Source organism: Okeania sp. KiyG1 (assembly GCF_014132355.1).
Lineage (GTDB): Bacteria > Cyanobacteriota > Cyanobacteriia > Cyanobacteriales > Microcoleaceae > Okeania.
The window spans coordinates 1-20,562 of sequence record NZ_BLZO01000110.1; the positions used below are offsets into that span (position 1 = coordinate 1).

General features: G+C 36.8%; 17 protein-coding genes and 1 pseudogene. 6 read left to right on the forward strand and 12 right to left on the reverse strand.

The window, feature by feature from the left end; translation table 11 throughout:
* Positions 1 to 7 precede the first annotated feature (7 nt).
* Positions 8 to 2,476 (forward strand): annotated as a pseudogene (locus SAGCYANO_RS26060) (ATP-dependent Clp protease ATP-binding subunit).
* A 302-nt stretch (positions 2,477 to 2,778) separates the two neighbouring features.
* On the opposite strand, the gene SAGCYANO_RS26065 reads toward SAGCYANO_RS26060, so the two are convergent.
* Both SAGCYANO_RS26065 and SAGCYANO_RS26070 read right to left on the reverse strand, forming a co-directional pair.
* On the reverse strand, positions 2,779 to 3,255 hold the full coding sequence (locus SAGCYANO_RS26065) for a DUF3368 domain-containing protein (RefSeq protein WP_202222749.1): 477 nt from the start codon (positions 3,253 to 3,255) through the stop codon (positions 2,779 to 2,781).
* Entirely contained in the window at positions 3,248 to 3,502 is a 255-nt protein-coding gene (locus tag SAGCYANO_RS26070; RefSeq protein WP_202222750.1) for a UPF0175 family protein, read from the reverse strand. The genes SAGCYANO_RS26065 and SAGCYANO_RS26070 overlap by 8 nt, the downstream gene beginning before the upstream one ends.
* Before the next feature lie 412 nt (positions 3,503 to 3,914).
* Here SAGCYANO_RS26070 and SAGCYANO_RS26075 point away from each other — a divergent pair, with 412 nt between their 5' ends.
* Together SAGCYANO_RS26075 and SAGCYANO_RS26080 are read left to right on the forward strand one after the other, a co-directional pair.
* Positions 3,915 to 4,355 carry a hypothetical protein gene (locus SAGCYANO_RS26075; RefSeq protein WP_202222751.1) on the forward strand — a complete coding sequence of 147 codons (441 nt, stop codon included), beginning with the start codon at positions 3,915 to 3,917 and terminating at the stop codon, positions 4,353 to 4,355.
* A 5-nt stretch (positions 4,356 to 4,360) separates the two neighbouring features.
* The gene (locus SAGCYANO_RS26080) at positions 4,361 to 5,356 is read left to right on the forward strand and encodes an NB-ARC domain-containing protein (RefSeq protein WP_202222752.1); all 996 of its coding nucleotides are present in this window, start codon (positions 4,361 to 4,363) and stop codon (positions 5,354 to 5,356) included.
* Positions 5,357 to 5,805: 449 nt separating this feature from the next.
* Here the strand turns inward: SAGCYANO_RS26080 and SAGCYANO_RS48065 are convergent, their stop codons facing one another.
* Positions 5,806 to 5,934: a hypothetical protein gene (locus SAGCYANO_RS48065; protein ID WP_255502707.1), complete on the reverse strand. Its 129-nt coding sequence runs from the start codon at positions 5,932 to 5,934 to the stop codon at positions 5,806 to 5,808.
* A 102-nt stretch (positions 5,935 to 6,036) separates the two neighbouring features.
* Between SAGCYANO_RS48065 and SAGCYANO_RS26085 the strand changes: the two genes are divergently transcribed.
* Complete coding sequence (locus SAGCYANO_RS26085) at positions 6,037 to 7,263, forward strand: RNA-guided endonuclease TnpB family protein (RefSeq protein ID WP_202222753.1); 1,227 nt, start codon at positions 6,037 to 6,039, stop codon at positions 7,261 to 7,263.
* A 128-nt stretch (positions 7,264 to 7,391) separates the two neighbouring features.
* On the forward strand, positions 7,392 to 7,808 hold the full coding sequence (locus SAGCYANO_RS26090; protein ID WP_202222754.1) for a DNA-binding protein: 417 nt from the start codon (positions 7,392 to 7,394) through the stop codon (positions 7,806 to 7,808).
* Positions 7,809 to 8,012: 204 nt separating this feature from the next.
* Here the strand turns inward: SAGCYANO_RS26090 and SAGCYANO_RS26095 are convergent, their stop codons facing one another.
* Genes SAGCYANO_RS26095 through SAGCYANO_RS50665 form a run of 3 tightly spaced genes read right to left on the reverse strand, consistent with a single transcriptional unit; the run spans position 8,013 to position 9,959 of the window.
* Positions 8,013 to 8,720, reverse strand: a complete 708-nt coding sequence (locus SAGCYANO_RS26095) for a 4'-phosphopantetheinyl transferase superfamily protein (protein WP_202222755.1) — start codon at positions 8,718 to 8,720, stop codon at positions 8,013 to 8,015.
* Between the two features lie 9 nt (positions 8,721 to 8,729).
* On the reverse strand, positions 8,730 to 9,455 hold the full coding sequence (locus SAGCYANO_RS50660; RefSeq protein WP_375339995.1) for an RNA-guided endonuclease InsQ/TnpB family protein: 726 nt from the start codon (positions 9,453 to 9,455) through the stop codon (positions 8,730 to 8,732).
* Positions 9,456 to 9,458: 3 nt separating this feature from the next.
* Complete coding sequence (locus SAGCYANO_RS50665) at positions 9,459 to 9,959, reverse strand: RNA-guided endonuclease InsQ/TnpB family protein (RefSeq protein ID WP_375339996.1); 501 nt, start codon at positions 9,957 to 9,959, stop codon at positions 9,459 to 9,461.
* Positions 9,960 to 10,351: 392 nt separating this feature from the next.
* Here SAGCYANO_RS50665 and SAGCYANO_RS26105 point away from each other — a divergent pair, with 392 nt between their 5' ends.
* The gene (locus tag SAGCYANO_RS26105; RefSeq protein WP_237396703.1) at positions 10,352 to 11,056 is read left to right on the forward strand and encodes a biotin/lipoate A/B protein ligase family protein; all 705 of its coding nucleotides are present in this window, start codon (positions 10,352 to 10,354) and stop codon (positions 11,054 to 11,056) included.
* Positions 11,057 to 11,875: 819 nt separating this feature from the next.
* Here the strand turns inward: SAGCYANO_RS26105 and SAGCYANO_RS26110 are convergent.
* The 6 genes from SAGCYANO_RS26110 to SAGCYANO_RS26145 all read right to left on the reverse strand — a co-directional run bounded on the left by SAGCYANO_RS26110 (position 11,876) and on the right by SAGCYANO_RS26145 (position 20,558).
* Positions 11,876 to 12,793 carry a hypothetical protein gene (locus SAGCYANO_RS26110; protein WP_202222757.1) on the reverse strand — a complete coding sequence of 306 codons (918 nt, stop codon included), beginning with the start codon at positions 12,791 to 12,793 and terminating at the stop codon, positions 11,876 to 11,878.
* Positions 12,794 to 13,839: 1,046 nt separating this feature from the next.
* Positions 13,840 to 16,206 (reverse strand): CHAT domain-containing protein, encoded by a 2,367-nt coding sequence (locus SAGCYANO_RS26115; RefSeq protein ID WP_202222758.1) that lies wholly within the window; start codon positions 16,204 to 16,206, stop codon positions 13,840 to 13,842.
* A 1,440-nt stretch (positions 16,207 to 17,646) separates the two neighbouring features.
* The gene (locus SAGCYANO_RS26125; RefSeq protein ID WP_202222760.1) at positions 17,647 to 17,832 is read right to left on the reverse strand and encodes a hypothetical protein; all 186 of its coding nucleotides are present in this window, start codon (positions 17,830 to 17,832) and stop codon (positions 17,647 to 17,649) included.
* A 10-nt stretch (positions 17,833 to 17,842) separates the two neighbouring features.
* Positions 17,843 to 18,133 (reverse strand): transposase, encoded by a 291-nt coding sequence (locus SAGCYANO_RS50670; protein ID WP_202222761.1) that lies wholly within the window; start codon positions 18,131 to 18,133, stop codon positions 17,843 to 17,845.
* 347 nt (positions 18,134 to 18,480) lie between these two features.
* On the reverse strand, positions 18,481 to 18,771 hold the full coding sequence (locus tag SAGCYANO_RS26135; protein WP_202222762.1) for a transposase: 291 nt from the start codon (positions 18,769 to 18,771) through the stop codon (positions 18,481 to 18,483).
* A gap of 1,631 nt (positions 18,772 to 20,402) precedes the next feature.
* The gene (locus tag SAGCYANO_RS26145) at positions 20,403 to 20,558 is read right to left on the reverse strand and encodes a hypothetical protein (RefSeq protein WP_202222764.1); all 156 of its coding nucleotides are present in this window, start codon (positions 20,556 to 20,558) and stop codon (positions 20,403 to 20,405) included.
* Positions 20,559 to 20,562: the final 4 nt, after the last annotated feature.

Sequence of the window (20,562 nt, forward strand, 5' to 3'; positions counted from 1 at the left end):
ATTAATTATGTTTGAACGCTTCACCGAAAAAGCAATCAAAGTGATAATGTTGGCCCAAAGAAGAGGCTCGGCGCTTGGGACATAACTTTGTGGGGACGGAACAAATCCTCCTGGGTCTAATTGGAGAAGGCACAGGTGTTGCGGCCAAAGTTCTCAAATCTATGGGTGTTAATCTCAAGGACGCTAGGATTGAGGTAGAAAAAATAATTGGCCGTGGCTCTGGATTTGTGGCTGTAGAAATTCCATTTACTCCCAGAGCTAAAAGGGTTTAGAATTATCCTTGGAGGAAGCACGGCAATTAGGACATAACTATATTGGTACTGAGCATCTACTTCTGGGTTTAATTCGAGAAGGGGAAGGAGTTGCAGCAAGAGTTCTAGAAAACTTGGGCGTAGACCTCTCGAAGGTACGGACTCAGGTAATTCGGATGTTGGGTGAAACCGCAGAAGTCACTGCTGGTGGTGGCGGTGGACGGACTAAAACTCCTACTCTGGATGAGTTTGGTTCTAATCTGACTCAAATGGCATCTGAAGGTAAGTTGGACCCAGTAGTGGGAAGGCAAAACGAAATTGAACGGGTTATTCAAATTCTAGGTCGTAGAACGAAAAATAATCCAGTCTTGATTGGAGAACCAGGGGTCGGAAAAACAGCGATCGCTGAAGGTCTGGCACAACGTATTGCTAATAATGATATACCAGATATTCTGGAAGAAAAGCGGGTAGTTACTCTGGACATTGGTCTATTGGTGGCTGGCACAAAATACCGAGGTGAGTTTGAGGAACGTCTGAAGAAAATTATGGATGAAATTCGCTCTGCGGGTAATGTCATCCTAGTTATAGATGAGGTTCATACTCTAATTGGAGCTGGTGCAGCAGAAGGGGCAATTGATGCGGCTAATATTTTGAAGCCTGCTTTGGCTCGTGGGGAGTTACAGTGCATAGGGGCAACTACCCTCGATGAGTATCGCAAACATATTGAACGAGATGCGGCACTTGAACGTCGTTTCCAACCAGTAATGGTGGGTGAACCTTCCGTTGATGAAACAATTGAAATCTTATACGGTTTAAGGGAACGTTACGAACAACATCATAAGTTAAAAATTTTGGATACAGCTCTAGAAGCTGCTGCTAAATTGTCAGACCGCTATATTAGCGATCGCTATTTACCGGATAAAGCTATTGATTTGATTGATGAGGCAGGTTCCCGGGTTCGTTTGATTAATTCTCAACTTCCTCCCGCAGCTAAAGAATTGGATAAAGAGTTGCGTCAAATTCTCAAAGACAAGGATGAGGCGGTACGCTCCCAAGATTTTGATAAGGCAGGAGAGTTGCGTGACCGGGAAATGGAAATTAAATCTGAAATTCGTTCCCTTGCTCAAACTAAAAAAACAGATTCAACTACTGAAAATGATTCTCCAGTGGTTAACGAAGAAGATATTGCCCATATTGTTGCAAGTTGGACTGGTGTTCCAGTTAGTAAGCTCACAGAATCTGAGTCTGAGAAATTGCTACACATGGAAGATACTCTGCATCAACGTTTGATTGGTCAGGAAGAAGCTGTCAGAGCAGTATCTCGTGCTATTCGTCGGGCAAGAGTGGGATTGAAAAACCCCAACCGACCAATTGCCAGCTTTATTTTCTCTGGACCTACTGGGGTTGGTAAGACAGAATTAACTAAGGCTTTGGCTACATATTTCTTCGGGTCAGAAGAAGCAATGATTCGGTTGGATATGTCCGAATATATGGAACGTCACACTGTTTCTAAGTTGATTGGTTCTCCTCCTGGTTATGTGGGTTATAACGAAGGTGGTCAGTTGACTGAAGCGGTTCGTCGTCGTCCTTATACTGTGGTGCTATTTGATGAAATTGAAAAAGCTCACCCTGATGTCTTTAATATGCTGTTGCAAATTTTGGAAGACGGACGGTTGACTGATGCTAAGGGTCGTACAGTAGATTTCAAGAATACTTTGATTATTATGACCTCCAATATCGGTTCTAAGGTAATCGAAAAAGGAGGCGGCGGTCTTGGTTTCGAGTTCTCCGACAATGAAGCGGATGCTCAATACAACCGAATTCGCAACTTGGTGAATGAAGAGCTGAAGCAATATTTCCGCCCAGAATTCCTCAACCGTCTAGATGAGATTATTGTCTTCCGTCAGTTGAATAAGGATGAGGTGAAGGAAATTGCTGTGATTATGTTGAAAGAGGTCTTTAGTCGTTTGACAGAAAAAGGCATCAAGCTAGAAATTACCGATCGTTTCCAAGAGCGGTTAGTTGAGGAAGGTTATAATCCCAGTTATGGAGCGCGTCCTTTACGTCGGGCAATTATGCGTTTACTTGAGGATGTTTTGGCTGAGGAAATTCTTTCCGGTGCGGTTCGCGAAGGCGATACTGCTGTGGTTGATGTTGGGGAAGATGGTCAAGTTAAGGTTACTCAAGGTGAAAAACGAGAGTTGTTGCCCCAAGGAGCTGAGTAGGATTTAGTTTCTTTAGGGAAGGAAAGTAAAGTTAATTTTTCAATCTAAAGACGGCAGGGAGTTTAAACTCCTTGCCGTTTTTTAGGCAATTAGTAAGGTGGTTTTTTTGTAGATTTTTAGTTCCCACAATTTTAGTTTACAGGACTTACGCAAAAACAGTATCTAAAATCTCTAGTTAATTAGAATTCATTCGCTAGTTTCAGGACAGTATAGTGATACCAATTCTCCATGAAGTTGCGCTTAATAAAAGATAAAAGCTATTAGTAAAATTCAGGTTTTGGTAAGAATTATTAAGCGCATTGTTACAGAGAAATGGTATGAGTTGTTTTATCCAGATAAAATCCCAGTATGATTAATTCTTCTAGTACTGGTTTGATTAAGTCTAAATATCCTGTTTGTTTTGCTTTTAAAAGTACACCAACTGTACCTGTAATTTTTATTCCTAAATCTCTAGCATAACTTCTGGCTAAACCATCATCTATAATGGCTAAGGAATCAGAAATTTCCAACCCTAAAGCCATTACTTCCTTTTCACCGCGACCAAGAATATCTCCCATTTTTGAGAATTCAGTTAAATTTAAGTCTGGTGATGGATAGATTTGAAACCACGAGTAATTTTCTATTTTTGGCACAGCAACTCCTAGATTTTTACCATCTTCTAGTTCTAGAACAACGCCCTGGGGTAGAATAATACTTCCATAAAGCTGAGGTAATAACTCAATTAAATTCGTTTGATATAAATACTGGATAGGGGAAGTATTACTAATAACATTACGCATTAGCCAAATCCTCAATTAGTTCGGCTTCAGTTAGTTTAAAAGTATTCACACCATAATCCCCTAATTTTGTCAAAAATAAAACCTTGGGAATACCAGCAAAAACTGCTGCAGCACCTGTAGAAAGTCTACCCATTTCATAATATTTAATTGCAGCTATTAAACGAATCTCCGCAGTTAATTTTTCGGGAGTTATTTCTAGTGCTGATAAACTTTCATCTGGTATAGTAATAGTAATTTCTTGTGTCATAAATATCTTTTTGTATAAGATGAGTTTTATTGATTATAATCAAATTTGATAATCATTGATAATTTAACTATAGCTTCAATTAACAAATAGACAGAGATTAGATAGATATTTTTTTAACACCTGTAGATATTCTATGTAACGTCTCTAAATCCGAGAGATTTTATGCTCATAAATAAATACTAAAACTCGCCCATCTCCAGAAGAAATTAATGCTTAGGGGAGAGCGAGTTGATAGAATTATTTGTAACTAAAATTTCTGGGAGGATTTATTCCTAAATATTTTGACACAGATATTAATATTAATAATTAAATGTTTCCAGTGCGGGCATCTTGCCCGTGTGGGTGTACCTCACAAAAGTGGAATCCGCTGTAATTATGAATTATTAATTGCTAACTATTAATTATTAAAAGTATGGATATTCAAGATGTTTTAAAACTTGCCGATCGCCTAGTTTTTAATCACACCGGAAAACACTTGGATGACTTACAAAAAACTATAATTGAAGGTGTTTGCCAGGGTAACAAATATGCAGATATAGCAGAAAAAATTCCCTGTAGTGAAGGTTACGTTAGAGATAAAGCTTCAGATTTATGGAAAGTATTATCAAATTTGTCCGGTGAAGAAATTAATAAATCAAACTTCTGCTCTGCTCTAGAAAGATTACAATTTTCGATATCATCAAGTGTTGGTCTTGCTGTTGGAGTTACAAATAATTTAAGCTTATGTCGCGATCGCTTCTCCTCTTCAGAAAATAAAACAAACGGCAAAAAGAGAAACAGATCGACAAACAAAAATCAGAAAATCAAATTACAACCTTACCCAATAAAAATATTAGAGAAGCTCCCGAACTAGGGAAAATGTACGGTCGAATTAAAGAAATATCTACCCTAGAAAATTGGATATTACAAGAAAACACTCGGTTAATAGGAATATTAGGAATAAGTGGTATCGGCAAAACCACATTATCACGACATCTGCTAGAAAAAATACAAGATAATTTCGACTATATCATTTGGAAAAATCTATATCATGCTCCCTCTTTATCAATACTAACCGCCCAATTAGTCTTGTCATTATCAAATCAAACTTATATTAACTTCTCCTTACCCAAAACAACAGAAAAGAATTCACTCTTAGATTTAGAACTAGAAACATTATTATCAATATTTTATGAATATTTGCGGAATTATCGGTGTTTGATAATTTTAGATAATTTGCAGGCAATCTTAGCAGAAAGTCAATTTTCAGGAAATTATCAAAATCAATTTCAAAACTACAGTGAATTTTTTCAAAATATAGGTGAACTCCCTCATCAGAGCTGCTTAATTTTTAATAGTTGGGAATCACCATTAGAAATAATCAACTTAACAGACCTGAAAACTCCTGTAAGAATAATGTCATTAAACGGCATTGGAGAAACAGCAAGAGAAATTTTTCAAGCACAAAATTTATCCGATGAAGAAACCTGGCAAAAATTAATTGATACCTATCGAGGCAACCCTTTTTATCTAAAAACAGTATGCCGAATGATTCAAGAAATATTCAATGGGAAAGTCAGAGATTATTTAGCATACAATAGCCTATTTTTGGGCGATGAAATTATTACCAAATTAGAACGATATTTTCAAAGATTATCCTTATTAGAAAAACAGGTAATATCTCAATTAAGTCAGAGCAATGCACCTGCAACAGTGACAGAAATTTTAGAAAAATTACCACTATCACCACCCCAGGTACTTCAAACAATTCAATCATTAGGAAGACGCTCATTAATAGAAAAGATTACAGAAGAGGAATTGACATTATTTACATTATCGCCAGTAATTAGAGAATATGTAAAGCAGAACAGTTAAAAGTTATTGCACCCTGGAGTGCATACTTTGAGGCTGTCCACTGAAACAAGCACAATTGTAAAATCAAAAAATTATTGCCAAATTAAATCCTTTGTAATTTAATGGTAAATATTTACCCAGTTTATCCCTTATATATATGTTCCGAAATAGTTTATGAAAGAGATAAATGATACAAGCACAACTGGAAAATCAAAAAAATATTGTCAAATTAAATCCTTTGTAGTTTAATGGTAAATATTTACCCAGTTTATCCCTTATATATATGTTCCGAAACAGTTTATGAAAGAGATAAATGAAACAACCACAACTGAAAAATCAAAAATTTATTGCCAAATTAAATCCTTTGTGTTTTGATAGATAAAGATATCTAGTATATGCAAAATATATTCCGGAACAGTTTATGACCGAAAAAGTGGGTTTCAAGCCTCGCCCTTATAGGGCGACTTTAATTATTTGGTAAAAATTTCTTCTTGTTCAGTTGGTTTAACAACAACCTCTGGCAAACTATCAATCAGTTCTTCAATTACTTGAGTCATTGTTTTACCTTTTACTCGTGCATATAATCTTAACTTATCCATCCTTTCATCATTCATCCGCAATCTTAATTGATTATTTTTCATACTTATCCCCAATGTGTAACCAATTATATGATAAGATAAATCAGGTCGATGAGGGAAAAGATGAAAGCAAGATATAAGTACAGAGTATATCCAGACAATCTACAAAAGAAAGCTTTAGCTAAATTATTTGGATGTTGTAGAACAGTATGGAATGATAGTTTAGCTTATTGCAACGAGTTGTACAAAGAAGGTAAGAAAAAGCCTAGTAATGCAGAACTACAAAAACAGTTTATTACCCAAGCTAAAAAGACTGAAAATAGAGAATGGTTAAAAGAAGTTTCCAATATTCCATTGCAACAGTCATTAAATGATTTGAATGCAGCATATCAAAACTTTTTCAATAGTTGTAAAGGTAAGAGGAAAGGAAAACCTGCAAGACCTCCTAAGTTTAAATCTAAACAGTCTAGGCAAACAGCTAGATTTAGGAAAGGAGGATTTAAAATTTATCAAGACAGAGTTGTTTTAACAAAAGTAGGTAAACTCAAAATTATTTGGTCTAGAAAACTACCTAGTCAGCCTAGTTCTGTAACAGTTATTAAAGACTCTGCCAATAGATATTTTTTAAGTTTCGTAGTAGAAATACAACCAGAATCATTACCTCAAACTGATAATTCAGTTGGAATTGATTTAGGAATTAAAACTTTTGCTACATTGAGTGATGGTCGAAAAATTGATGCACCAAAGCCACTTAAGAAACGAATCAAGAAATATAGAAAATTAAGTAAGTCACTATCTAAGAAAACTAAAGGTACAAATCGTTATGAAAAAGCTAGGTTGAAAATAGCTAAGTTTCATGGAAAACTGAAAGATACAAGGACAGACTTTCTGCATAAATTATCTACTGAAATTATTAACGAAAACCAAGTAATAGTTTTAGAAGATTTGAATGTATCTGGAATGGTTAAAAACCGTAAATTATCTAGGGCTATTTCTGATTTAGGATGGAGACAATTCCGAACATTCCTAGAAGGAAAAGCAGAAAAATACGGTAGAGAATTTAGAATAATTAATCGTTGGCAACCAACCAGTCAAATTTGTTCATGTTGTGGTTTTCGTGGAGGCAAATTAGATTTGTCAATCCGTGAGTGGCAGTGTTTAAACTGTGAAACCACACATGATAGAGACCACAATGCAGCAATAAATATATTAGTCGCGGGCGGGCAGTCTGAGACATTAAACGGACGCGGAGGCAAGCATAAGACTACTGTCAAAGTAGCAGCAGCCTGTGAAACGTCAACCCACTTTGAACCTATGCAGTTATCTTTATTTGATTTGGATGACTATTAGGTGGATAGGAATCTCCTCGCCTTTAGGCAGGAGAGGATGTCAAAGATGCAACTACTAAACCAGATACAGTTGGTACAACAGAAGCAGCATTTCTGTTAAATATTTCTACTGCTAGACTCAGGTTACTTTTGAGGCAAGGTCGTCTCAAAGGAGCCAAAAAAGTCAAACGGTTTTGGGTAATTCCTTTAAATCGTCGAGGAATGCCAGAAATTACTCCAGGTCGTCGAGGTCCTCAAGGAACTTGGAATAAAGGATTCCGTACAGGCAATACTTTTATCCATGTACTACGAAGAGAAATTGACTATAACCGAGACCACGGTACTTCTCTTCGAGCAATTTCTGTCAAACAAGGAGGCAAAAACCATCGCTGTCACGAAGTAGAAATTCTGGGAAATTGCAAAATTGTCTATCGACCTCATAAACCTAACAAGAGTCAAGCAGGTGGTGCCCGCCTGTGGATTGAGACAGAGCCTGATGTTGAAATTATTCGCAAATATTTCCGAGATACAGAACTAGATGAAAATCAACTTCAAGGTTCTAGTTAATTTAGGTCTGATTTTTAGATTCAACTAATTTTTATCTATATTGATATGGTTGTGTTGGCTTGTTTAACTTTGAGGCTGGCATTAGAAATTTTTATGCAAATAATTATGATATTTGTAGCAATATAGTAGTCCTAATTTTAAGTTTTAATATTTTGGTAGTAGAGGCGATTTTCTACGGAATGCTCTGAATTGCGCAAATCATTATCAAATTTCAGTATTATTCATTTGCCAAAAACTCAAGCTTTGATTTTTCCCTGCCACTACTAGAGCAGCAATATAATTAGATTCAGGAATAAACTGATATAAATACCAACGGGAAGCTTCTTGAAAATCTCCATTAATACTCATAAATTGTATTGGTTGTTCTGGTTTTAAACAAACTTCGACTTTTTCCAATCCTCCTGCTAACCCATCTCCAGTAGCTTTTAAATAGGCTTCTTTACAAGTCCATATTTTGAAGAAAGTTTCTTGCTGTTGTTGAGGAGGAAGCTGACTAATAAGATTGTATTCTTGAGCAGTAAAGAAACGTTTTGCCAAACCTTCAGCATCATTCATTGGGCGAATATATTCTAAGTCAATACCAATTGAATTAACTGTGGTAATAGCATATAAAGCTAAATCTTGAGAGTGAGATAAATTAAATAATATAGAGGCATCTGGTAAATAGGGTTTGCCTCGCTCACTATAAGTAAATTGTAAATTTTTAGGTTCAATATTTAAGTAAGTGCTGAGAATTTTTCTGAGTGTTCCTCTGGCAATAATAAAACGATTTTTATCTCGTTCAAAATGAAATTTATTGGCTCTATCTATTTCGTCTGAGGATAATATTTTTGATAATTTATCAATGGCAGATGGAAGTAATTTTAGATTTGTACTCCAAATATGAACATGATTTGGTGATAATTGTGACATACTCTCACACTAAGCTGGCGCTACAATGTGGGCTTCTCGTTTCCCTGCCCCGGTATTCCGTCGGGCTCCACGAGCTTTAAGGACGGAATGCCCTACCGCCCTATTTTTGATATTTATCGCCGCATTCAAGTCGCGGTCTATTACAACACCACAATGTGGACAAGAATGAGTTCTTATGTTTAATTCTTTCTTGACTTTTTCACCACAATTTGAGCAATCTTGGCTAGTATTTTTGGGGTTCACTGCTATAGTTTTCTGTCCAGCGTTTTCGGCTTTGACAGTCAAAATAGTTAGAAAATTTCCCCATCCAGCATCATTAATTGATTTACTCAAACGGGTCTTTGCTAGCCCTTTGATATTTAAGTTTTCATGGGCTATAACTTCAGCTTTCAATAACAATTCATTGGCTGTTTTGAAATGAAAATCTTTACGTTGATCGGCAATCTTTTTATGTTGTTTAGCTACAGTTTTAACAGCCTTGAGCCTCCTTTTACTTCCTTTTTTCTTTCGAGATAAACGTTTTTGTAGAGTCTTTAATCGCTGCTGAGATTTTCGATAGTATTGAGGTATGGGAACAGACTCTCCTTCACTTGTTACTAAGAATTCCTTCAGTCCCATATCAATTCCCAGAGTATTTTTTAATGTAGGTTCAACTTTAGTTGTTAAAGCTGGAACTGATTTGTCTTCTAGGGATAAAGTAATATAATAACCATCAGCTTTACGACTAATCGTCACAGTTTAAGAGTGAAAACCATCAGGTAACGGCCGATGTTGAATCAACTTTACCTTTCCAATTTTGGGCAAATTAATTTGATTTCCTTCAATGCAGTCAAGTTTGATTTGAGGATAAGTAAAACTGCGATAACGTCCTTTTCCTTTAAACCTTGGTTTTCCTAATTTATGTCCATTTTGGTCTGCTTTCAACCATCTATCAAAGGCAAGTTTTACCCGTTTTATGCAATCTTGTAAAACTTGAGAATGAATTAGCTTGTAGGAAGGAAACTTGTCTTTGGTATTGACCAAATCTCGTTTTTGAGAGTAATAGTCTGGATGATCTCTTAGTTGAGGAATTGGCATTACCAACGGGCAGGCGTTAACTGGACAACGGTTTTCTTCCCACCATGAGAACCTTTCGCCTAACCTATAGTTGTACTGCCGACGCAACAATTCCAACCACAATTCTATTGTGGCTAACTGTTCTTTGTTTGGCCTTAATTTATATTGGTAGGCAGTGCGCATGGTGGAAAGTTTCCGGGGTTATTGCAATATCATAATACAAATTTTTCAACTAGGGCGAAGGTTTTTGCTGGGATAGCATGCAAATTGAATGGGCATCGAACCCGTTCAATTTGCCACCGATTCATCTCACACCAAATCTGCATATTATAGTGTGAGGCTTCTCGGCGATTCAGCTAAAAGTAGGAAATGGAAATAAAATAGGTCAGCATAGTGGTCTGCTGAAATATAGCAGTCGCCATTACTGTATTTGACATATTAAAAGCTTAAAACTCAGACAACGCTAGATTTTTCCATCTTCCATCTTCCATCTTCCTTCTTTCTTCTTCCTTCTTCCTTCTTACACCATGTTTTGGAGACTTATTCCTTTACTAACAACAACCGGAAAGTTACAAATGGCAATAGATGAATGGTTGCTACACCAACATCTGCAAGGAAATATTCCACCAACTCTCCGCTTTTACACCTGGGAACCAGTGGCCATTTCTCTGGGTTATCATCAACGACGTTATCCTGAATATTGGCAAAACCTAACTTGGCAAGGGCAACCTATAGATATTGTCCGTCGTCCTACTGGTGGGAGGGCGGTTTTGCATCAGGGAGATTTAACTTATAGTGTGATAACTTCTGGTTTTCCTGGCAGTCGCATTGAGTCTTATCAAGCTATTTGTGAATTTTTAATACTGGGGTGGCGATCGCTTGGTGTTGACTTAGTTTATGGCAGTGCGGGAAGAGGTTATATCCACAACCCTAACTGTTTTGGCACTTCTACTGGTGCAGATTTAATATTACCTAATGGTGGAAAATTAATTGGTAGTGCCCAATTGAGAAAGGGTAAGGGAATATTACAACATGGTTCTATGATTTTAACCCCTGATGTTGAATTTTTTAGTTATGTTTTTAATTCTCAACCTTCTCCGGGAGTTTCTGATATTTCTACATCTGTTTTATCTCCTGAAAATAGGAGAGAAGTTATGATTAATCAGATTATTGAGGCATTAGTTAGAGCAGCTATGGAATGTTTTAAAATTCAGCTAATTACAGAGCCTTTATCTGAGAAAGAATGGATAGAAATTAAGAGTTTTTCTGATAGTAGTTAATGCTAATTTTATTGATTTTTATGAATTTATATAGCAATATGATTTGAGTTGTGAGATATTGGAAACTTTTAGGGAACAGGGAACAGGGAACAGAGAAGAAGAAAAAAACTTATCATATGAATATAATAATTGCTATATTTTATACTTTTAAGGAACACCTCTAAGGAACACCTCAATTCTCACAACTGATTCCCGATATATATTTAGGGTTTGCGCTTCACTAGTCTTTTAGTAGGGGGGAGACAGCTATACTGGAGACAGGAGAAATGGCAATGAGCGAGGAGATAGGAGTAAGAATTGTAAGAATGATTTTTCTGCCCAACTATGCGCCTAAAATACGCTCCTTTTTGAGAGTTTTAGACTGAAATAGGCGCACTTTTTTCGACCCCAAAAAGGTACTTGTCTTTATATGTCAATGCTTTTAGATTTAATCAGCAAGCCCTATGAAAAAAAAATGACTTTTTGCATCTGCCACACCCCACAGGGTCGCACCGCTGTTCCCTGTTCCCTACTATATTAATTACTCGGTTTCTGCAATAGACATCTCCAATAATAAAAAATAAAATAAAATCAATTATCGCACAGAAATTATCAATTACAGGACTTACCCATAAGAAGGAAGAGGGAAGAAAGAAGAAGGGATAAATATTTAAAAAATGGAAAAACAATATAAATAACTATCTAAAATGAACTAGACTAGCTATTTTTAAGCATATCCGATCAAGAACTACCTTTTTGTAGCATTCTTTTTTCAAATTGCTATTACTTCTTACTTTTGACTTATACTTTTATGCTACATTTTGTGGTGCGGAATGTGGGTCAATTACTGGGTTTCTGCAATATATTCCAATCTGTTCTCATTAGGAAGTCCCAATCTCGTAGTGCTTCTCGTGACCATAACCAGTTTTGTCTAAGTTGGGGAATATGATATTCTATTGCTGCTTCTTTCATTACTTTTGTCCGATATTGTAAAGCTCTCAACCAGCGTTCTCTTTGCTCATTTCCTTGATAAGTTTGAGCAGATTTCATCATTACTAATCCAATACCTGCATAGGCATTAAGAGCATCTTTTTGTTCAACTTCTGGAGTTGGCAAAGCCTCAGTTGAAATGTTACGCAGTATTTGTGTTTCTGGTGCAATTTCTCCTGATAATTTTAATACTTTTAACCAAGAATCATAAGCTTTTTTCAAGTCTCCTTTGGTATAGTAAGCAAAACCTATAGCATTCTGATATGGAATAGAATCAGGGAGTTTAGCGACTGCTTTTTCCCAGTAATATATAGCTTCATCTACAGTATAATTTCTATTTCCATATTGTGACCATTCCCAAACTAATCGACCTTGTAAAAAAAGTATATCTGGGTCAATATTTTGCTCATTATTATCTGCTTTTAACAGAATATTAAGTGCTTCTTTTGCTTCTCTAAAAGCACCTCTATTTAATAAAGATTCTACAGCTTTTTTTCCGGCTTGAATATCGTTTTTACGAAATTGTTCAATAGCTAGTTGTTTGTCTGCTTCTACAGTATTCGCACTATAACTAATTGGTTGCTCTTTATTATATCTTGCAAGGTTAATTGGATCGGGGGTTATAGATATAGTTTTTGAATAAAATATTGGTTGATTTTGAAATAACCAAACACCACTTAGAGTTAATAAAACAGCAATTAAATGTGAAGCTATTCTACCGGGAACTGAGTTAAAAAAAATAATAGTGTTTTCAGATTTTTGTGTCATTTTAATATCTTTGATAATTATCAATCTTCGGCGGCAGGAGTTAAAATAGAGTAGAAAATAAAAATTATCTAACTCTTTTGTCTGCTTAATACTCTACTTTTTGAGAATGCTTAAATAATTTTTAAAGTAGAGAAGCAAGGAGTGGATATAAATTTTAATTTTCCCCTTCTCCTGCCTCCTCCTTTATTATTTTTTCGGCTGCTTGCTCTGTATTCCGACTCTTTTTTAAATTAGGGTTTGCTGAATAAAGATCAAAGCATTAACAGGCAAAGGTTTGAGTATTTTTAAATGCGGAAATAGTACCTGATTTTTGGCAGGAAGAGGCTCAATTGTTGGTATTTGTGTAAGAGTTAAGCAGGGTTTAGTAAGGGATAATTCTTCTGAAGTATATCCTCTATAAATCCTTATTTATCTTGATTCTTAACTACTCCCTACTCCCTACTCCCTACTCCCTACCTCCACCATCAGACTTTTTCAGCAAACCCAAATTAGTTATTAGTCAATTTAAAAATAAACCGTTACTAAATCTAATTTTGCATTGCTGAAATAAGATATGAAATTCGTGAGTGAGTAAGATTGATAGTCAGGAAAAAAGACTATTTTAGGGGCGAATAGCCATTGTCCCCTACTGACTACTAAAAATCATACAATCATTCAGCAAACTCTCTAATTTTAACTAGCTATTAGCTTTTCGTGATAGTCATGCTCCGCAAACAGCATTTAACTATCAACTAAAAATCCAAGGGTTTAATATCATGTCCGGTTGAACAGTTATAAATAAACTACTCATAATTTCCGTTTGTCATGCTCCGCAAACAGAATTTAGAATTCAGGAGGGAAGAAAGAAGAAAAGAAAGAGAAAGTTTTTTTATCACGCTCTTATCCGGACATGATATAACTCCCCCACGCTTAGGGTGAAAAAGCGCGTGGTGCACCTTTTATTGGGGTTTTAATCCCTCATTATACACCTTGAGAAGCTGTTAACAAAGTTCCTCCGCAGGAGGCTAGCTGACCGCTGAGGTGCTGACTGCTATTTCAATCTATTACTAAGCAATATCTTCAAAATGCTTATTCTGTTGAACTGGCTGTTTGTGATATCGAAGCCTTAATAATAAATCCCAATCTTGACGAGCTGTGGGAGACCACAACCAGTTTTTTTGTAATTGTTGGATATGAAATTCTTTGCCAGCTTCTCTCATAACTTTACTCACATATTTTAAAGCTTGGTCGGGAGCTTTTTGTAAGTTTTTAGCGGATTTTAGTTTGATTAATCCTAGACCTGCATAAGCATTCATAGCCTCTCTTTGATTGACAGATAAATTTCTCCGCTCGCTATTAGAAACAGGACGAACTTTTTCCATCTCTGGGGTTATTTCTCCTGACAAATGCAATACTTTTAACCAAGCTTCATAAGCTTTTTCAATATCTCCTTTAGTGTAATAAGCAAAGCCTAAAGCATTTTGATATTGAATAGTTTCTGGACTTTTGGACACAGCCTTTTCCCAATAACTTATAGCTTCATCTATCAGGTTATTTTGATTTCCATCTTGGAATATTTCCCAAGCTAATCGACCTTTAAGAAAATTAATTTCTGGATGGTCATTGAGTTGAGTAGGCACAGCAGCGATCGCTTCTGCCACTTTTTCTAATTCTCCTCTTTCTAATAATGTTTCTACGACCATTTTTCCAGCCTGAATATCATTTTGCTTAAACTGTATAACTGCCAGCATCTGTGCCTCTGGGATGCTACCAATTTTTTCATTAACAAGTCGAACTCTGTTATAGTCGTAATTAATACCTGGGTCGGGTGCTTTAGGAAGCAATTGAGCATTCACTTGTGACTGTCTATTGAAAGTAATTGTATTAGTACCAAAGGTTAACATTACTAATGATGCTGCAGATACTAATATTTTTTTCCAGGAAAATTTATGAGACTTTTTCTCAGCATTTAATGTGGTTAATACTGACTGAGTTGGTGTTACTATTTCTTCTTGTTTTTCATTGTTTTGATTACTGAGTTGTTCTCTTATTTTTCTTTCTTGCAATAACTCTTCAAGAGTCTTTACTTGACCTTGATTATTGGTAGTCTGCCAATTAAGATTATCTGTCTGAGGTTCACTAGGAAATTCCTCCATATTCTCCAAATCGATATTTGGTTCTACGCGAGTTGAATCTTCTGGCGACTTTGGTGATGCAATTTTTTCCTCAACAAATTCCTCAACAGGTTCAACAATTTCATTTCTCAAATTGCTGGGTTTTTGAATCAGACAACCATCAAACTCTGAATGTAGGTAAACAACAGGTAATGCCCAATAAAGTTCATGTGAACCGTAAGCAGAAATTAATCCTTGTCGTGCCCGACTCAAACTTAAATCTATTGGATAACCTTGATTGAGATTTCGATAAAAAAGCCGTGTCAAACTTAGAGAAACCTCATCTGGAATACGTTCTGCCATTGCTAGCACTCCCGGAATACCACGTTTAACTAGCGCTTCTGCTAAGTTGAGCGCTACTTCATCATCAGTGGGGTTAACTAAGTGGTTGTAAGCGCCTCGACATGAGTTGAAGACCGCCATCTGAATACCATTGTTAACTAATAACCCTGCTAAGTCTCGACCACTGAGACTTTCTGTTAACCCTGTTGTATTGCTGACCAAAGATATTTCACCACCAGAAACACCCCAGTTGCTATGACCTGCATAGTGGAAAACTTGATATTTACCTTGCTCTAAACGTTGAGTAAGTTGTTCTCGTCCAGGTTGCCTCAGAATATCTAGGTGAATCTGAGTTTCTCCACTATTTATTTGTAGTTCTTGTTGCAACGCCTCGTATTCTTTTTCTAGTTGCAGACTGTCTTTATCGCTAGGAGCAGCGATCGCCATTAAGATTTTTAATGGTTCTTCTGGAGTTCGTGTCCGGGTTTGTTTAGGTAAAGAAGTATTAGGTTGATAGCGAGAGAAAATTACATCAGTACCAGTAGCAAGGGGGCGATCGCCTGCATGGAGTACCTCCCAAGGCAAACTGGATATACGTCTGTCTTTTGTCCCCAGACGTAACTGTAATACCTCTCCTCGATTATGAGCTATTCCTTGAGCGCAACTCCAGCTATCTCTCAGGGTGTCTTTGAATAGCTCTTGATACATTTCTTGGCCTAATGCTACTAAGCTGGGACTGACTAATTCTCCCGACCTGGCCACAACCTGACTAGGGATGACTACCTGAGTGTTGGACTTTCCTTCTAGGAGATCGAGTAATGGATCGCGAAATAGGTGACGTGCTTGGGCCAACCATTGTTCTACAGGCCATTCGACAATTTCTTCAGCCACTAACCCACCAATAGGTACTTTTTCTGTCCGAACAAAGTATTCGTCTTCTCCCAGGGGAGTAATTGAAATATGAAATTCCTGTGTCACTTATTTTCATCCTTCTGCTAAATTTACTCTGCCAAAACTCCCGATCTTTGCTTTTGATTATGAATAAATGGGAAAGAAATGACGGTTGTAGACTTGGTGTTCTACCATTTTGGATTTTAGATTTGGGAAACTTTCTCTGTAATAGGAGTGTTATACCGTTTCATGGAAGTCATTTCAGTTATCAGTTATCAGTTATCAGTTAGCCTCCTATCGGAGGAGCTACGCTATCAGTACCTCTGCTTAAAGTCAGAGGCTTGAAATATTGAAGTTGATTTTCTCTTGGTCTCATGGATATGACGCAGGTTTCCTCGCCATCCCACCCAACGGGGAAGCTCCGAAGATAGAACTCCGTTCCGCTGTCGCGTTTCGCGTCAGCGTTGCGTTGCGCCAGCTTTGCGTTGCGCCAGCTTTGCGAAGCAAAAGCAAAAGCAAACGACCGCTGTCTTGGTTGATTGGATATGGCGAGGGGACCTCGCCATCCCTCAACCGCTTTTTCATCCCCTTGTAGAGCGGTAGCTCGCGGCGCAGCCAAGGGGAGGCTTGAGACCTGATTTTTTGGTCAGAAGTCAGAAGTCAGTAGGGGCGTTTTGCTCCACAACATGTAAAGCGTAGCTTTGTGCCAGCAAATGGCCATATAGCCTGACGGCATGGGCTTCGCAAGGGCGCCCGTACAGAAGTCTGAAATTAGACTTGATAGACTAAAAACTTTGACAAGACAATAGTTTCAGGTAATTATTTGACATTTATCAGGAGTGAAACTATTGGTGACATCCTTAAAGTGAATTGGTATTAGGTTTCCTTGATGTGGCAATCTTTATTTCTAGAAAGTTTTGGTATAAAAAAGCTCGAAGTAGTGCTAGTTCTGATAAATCATAACCAGCAATTTGCACGCCTAGTTGTAGTGTTATCTATTACTAACTCAGACTGCTTGGTTAGTATGGGTAACGCTAATTTTTTTGCTTCTTCATCTATGTTACTCTCAGATTTCTAAGGGTTGCTCTTTAAATCTCCTCTTCCACCACTTATTAACTAATTCAGGAGTACTTTCCGGATAATTCGATCGCCAGCACTAAAATATGGATCTATAAGTATTAATTCGGTTAAATGCCCAATTTAGAAAATCTGCAATGGCAATAATTGGGTAACAATGTACCAGTGATCGATATGGGTAAGTTGGCCGGGTTATAGTTCATAAAAATATAGTCAAATATGACTAATCCTTATTTTGTAGGGGTTACCCTGACTGGGTGAACTACAACACCACGCCAGTTGCGTGACTGTCGGGGCACCCGCCCAAGGGCGTACTGGCTTCTCTATCCCATGGTCAAAGACATAAGGGAGCTGCTTTTTTCATTATGTTTAGAGAACCGTTCACGTGACTCATTGATTAATCCAATGCTTGCGGTACAATTGCATTCCTCTTTGTCTTGATGCAGTCGCTCATGGGGAAACCCCCTTGGCCGCGCTGCATCGCTTTATTCTTTTTCCAGAAAAGGTGACTTGATTGTTCTCACCTTTCTTGTAAACAGGAATCAAATCATTATCTATAAAACTTGATGCGGAGGTATAAGATTCTTCTGTAATAATTACATCTATTCCTACCATCTTGGCTTTATAAGATAACATTTCTATTAACTTAGTTATAGGGAACAGATACAAAGTATGAAATATTTCTTTTCCCTAAATTTATCTTCTGCTTCCACTCTTCATTGTGCCCTATTATCAATGTTCCTATTTTCTGATTAATCAGGGTATTAATAATCAAACGAGATGATTTATGAAGATAGTCATTGATTTTGAATTCTCTCTTTAACATAAGCTTTTTTAGTCTCTTACTTGATTGATTTTCCTGGAGTTGAGATTGTAGGAAGCTTTTGACTTTATTATAGTATTGATTGATAGATTTTAACGGTCTGCCATTTATCACTCTTGGGTTTTATTCCGGCGCTTATTAAAAGTTTCGGCTGTCGCCGACATGAAAATGTAGCTAGATTGTTTAATCCTATATCAATACTGGCACAACGATTTTTTTCTAGCTCGTATTGTTTTTCGCATTTCTCATAAATGACCTCTATTACATAATGGTTAAGTCTAGGGACGAGACGAACTTGTTTAATTTGTGAAGTAGGTACTAATGTTTTTAGATAAATTCCTGTATAACTTGGATTAATAATTCCTTGTTTTAATTGCCTCTTGCTGATAGCTTGTGTCGTATAAACTACAAGATTTCTTCCTGTTATTTTATTTTTATATCTAGGAAGACGAGCACGAGCGTTAAACTTTGATGGGTTCTTTAGATAAACTTCGTTTGCTGCTAAAAAACTTTTCGGTGTTTCTATCTAGTACCATCAAGATTTGTTGAGATACTTTAGCTGGAATTGCTTGATAATCTGATTGAGTAGATAGTGTTTTTTGCAGGTCATAATAAGATAGATTTGTCTTTTCAAATATAAAAGACTGACGAACTAAATAATTAGAATAGTTATAGAGATTTTTAGACAATAAACACAGTCGGTCAATTTCAGGATAAAACCGATGATTTTTTGTATGGGATATGTCTCTCAACTAATTTCATAAATCAAGGGATTAAAATTATATTAGGATTCGAGGATTTCGGAATTTTGATGATTATTTAGTCTGAAACTAAGCGTGCCAATTTCATTATACTATTAAACCTTTAGCCTTGGAGTTATTAAATTTTGTCAAATATTTAGTAGCTATGCTTGTATAAATCAACGAAGATCTTTGACATCACTTGACTATATATGACTATATTTATGTATAACTTTTATTATACCATTTCTGAATAATAATGCTATCAGGACTTACCGAATAATTAAGGTTTAAAGCCTCTCCTTTTAAGGAGAAACAAGAAAAATTTTCCTTTGATTCAATCCTCTTCCTTTTAGGGAGAGGTAATTATCAATTATCCATTATCAATTATCAATTATTGAAGCATGCTTCACCTTTAAAACGCCATATGTAGGGGCGCCATTCGGAGCTTTGCGGAACGCAAATGGCATTTGCCCTCACTACATTTAGTTTCCGTGCGTAAGTTCTGGCTATATAGCATTTCTCAGGCTAGCCAGGTACACTGTTGGAAGTCTCTCCACTTCCCCCTTCCCCCTCCTTGACAAGGGGGAAACCGGAAGTCCCCTTTTTTTCAGAAGAATTTAGGGGGATCGTTAATGTACCTCACGCCTTGTGAAAACCGCTATATTTGATTACCATCTCACCACTCCTTATCTCTCCATTACAAAGATATGTAGTAAACTTTTTGATATTTGGTATTACATATTTATCTACTGTATATCTAGACAACATTATAAGTAAAAGTTTCTTTTTGCCTAGTTTATCTACAGTTAATTTATTTCAGTTTACCGAAATATTTTTGTTTGAGGCTATTTAAGAACATTTTTCGATTTATACAATACTAAATTCTAAACTATTGTTTTAAGTCCGGAAGGTTAAACCATCATTTTTTTATATCCTTAAAAACTAGAAAGCTTTTTGTCAGAACAATCTAAATATCGATAAATTTTGCTGTAGAGTTGGTGTCGGATAATTTTATTATTGAGTGGGCGAGTAAAAGCGTGACACGCCGAAAATGTTGTATCGGGTAGGGGCTGCTTGGTGCGCTATTCTTAATTGCTCAATATTAAATTTAGATAAACCCGCCCCATCCCCTACCCCCTACCCCAATGACCTAATGTACCATTTTAGCTGTGTCAGTCCAGTAGAGTGGGCTAGGCGACAATACTCATGAGTTGCTCTGGTATAGCGCTGCGCGCAGCTCATCTGGCAACAGGCAATAGGCAACCCACCCTCGCCCCTCCCCTCCCAGGAGGCAGGGTCAATTTATTGTCACTAGAGAAAAATGGAGTAGGGGAGTGGGGGGAGTGGGGAGTAGGGGAGTGGGGTAGTGGGGGAGTGGAGGAGTAGGGGAGTGGGGAAGTAAGGTCAATTCATTGTCAAGGGAGAAAAATTGTATCCTTTGAAATTTTGAAATTTTGTACATCTTGGTAGAGTTAGTTAACCAAAAATATAGAGTTGTAAATATTCTAGGCGCGACAATGAATTAGCCCTGCTCCCAGGAGGGGAATAAATTGCCGATAATATAAGACTTTTAGTTATTGGACACCTCCTGCAATTTGTAAATATAGCAGTCGAAGTAAAGGTTAGGACAGGTCAAAAGCTTAAAACTCAGACAACGTAATACTTTTCCTTCTTCCTTCTTCCTTCTTCCTTCTTTCTTCTGCTATATGCCAGCGCACATTGCTGTAACTGCTGTATTTTTTGTTTGTCCCTTCTTTCTTTTTCTGAATACTATGTGCTACTTTTAACCTCATCAAAACG

Excerpts from the sequence above, each read along its gene's own strand:
- SAGCYANO_RS26070 (WP_202222750.1), bottom strand. The coding sequence starts at position 3,502 with ATGACACAAGAAATTACTATTACTATACCAGATGAAAGTTTATCAGCA.
- SAGCYANO_RS26095 (WP_202222755.1), bottom strand. The coding sequence starts at position 8,720 with ATGTCACAATTATCACCAAATCATGTTCATATTTGGAGTACAAATCTA.
- SAGCYANO_RS48065 (WP_255502707.1), bottom strand. The coding sequence starts at position 5,934 with ATGGATAAGTTAAGATTATATGCACGAGTAAAAGGTAAAACAATGACT.
- SAGCYANO_RS26065 (WP_202222749.1), bottom strand. The coding sequence starts at position 3,255 with ATGCGTAATGTTATTAGTAATACTTCCCCTATCCAGTATTTATATCAA.
- SAGCYANO_RS26105 (WP_237396703.1), top strand. The coding sequence starts at position 10,352 with ATGGCAATAGATGAATGGTTGCTACACCAACATCTGCAAGGAAATATT.
- SAGCYANO_RS50665 (WP_375339996.1), bottom strand. The coding sequence starts at position 9,959 with ATGCGCACTGCCTACCAATATAAATTAAGGCCAAACAAAGAACAGTTA.
- SAGCYANO_RS26080 (WP_202222752.1), top strand. The coding sequence starts at position 4,361 with ATGTACGGTCGAATTAAAGAAATATCTACCCTAGAAAATTGGATATTA.
- SAGCYANO_RS26110 (WP_202222757.1), bottom strand. The coding sequence starts at position 12,793 with ATGACACAAAAATCTGAAAACACTATTATTTTTTTTAACTCAGTTCCC.
- SAGCYANO_RS26125 (WP_202222760.1), bottom strand. The coding sequence starts at position 17,832 with ATGTTATCTTATAAAGCCAAGATGGTAGGAATAGATGTAATTATTACA.
- SAGCYANO_RS26085 (WP_202222753.1), top strand. The coding sequence starts at position 6,037 with ATGAAAGCAAGATATAAGTACAGAGTATATCCAGACAATCTACAAAAG.
- SAGCYANO_RS26075 (WP_202222751.1), top strand. The coding sequence starts at position 3,915 with ATGGATATTCAAGATGTTTTAAAACTTGCCGATCGCCTAGTTTTTAAT.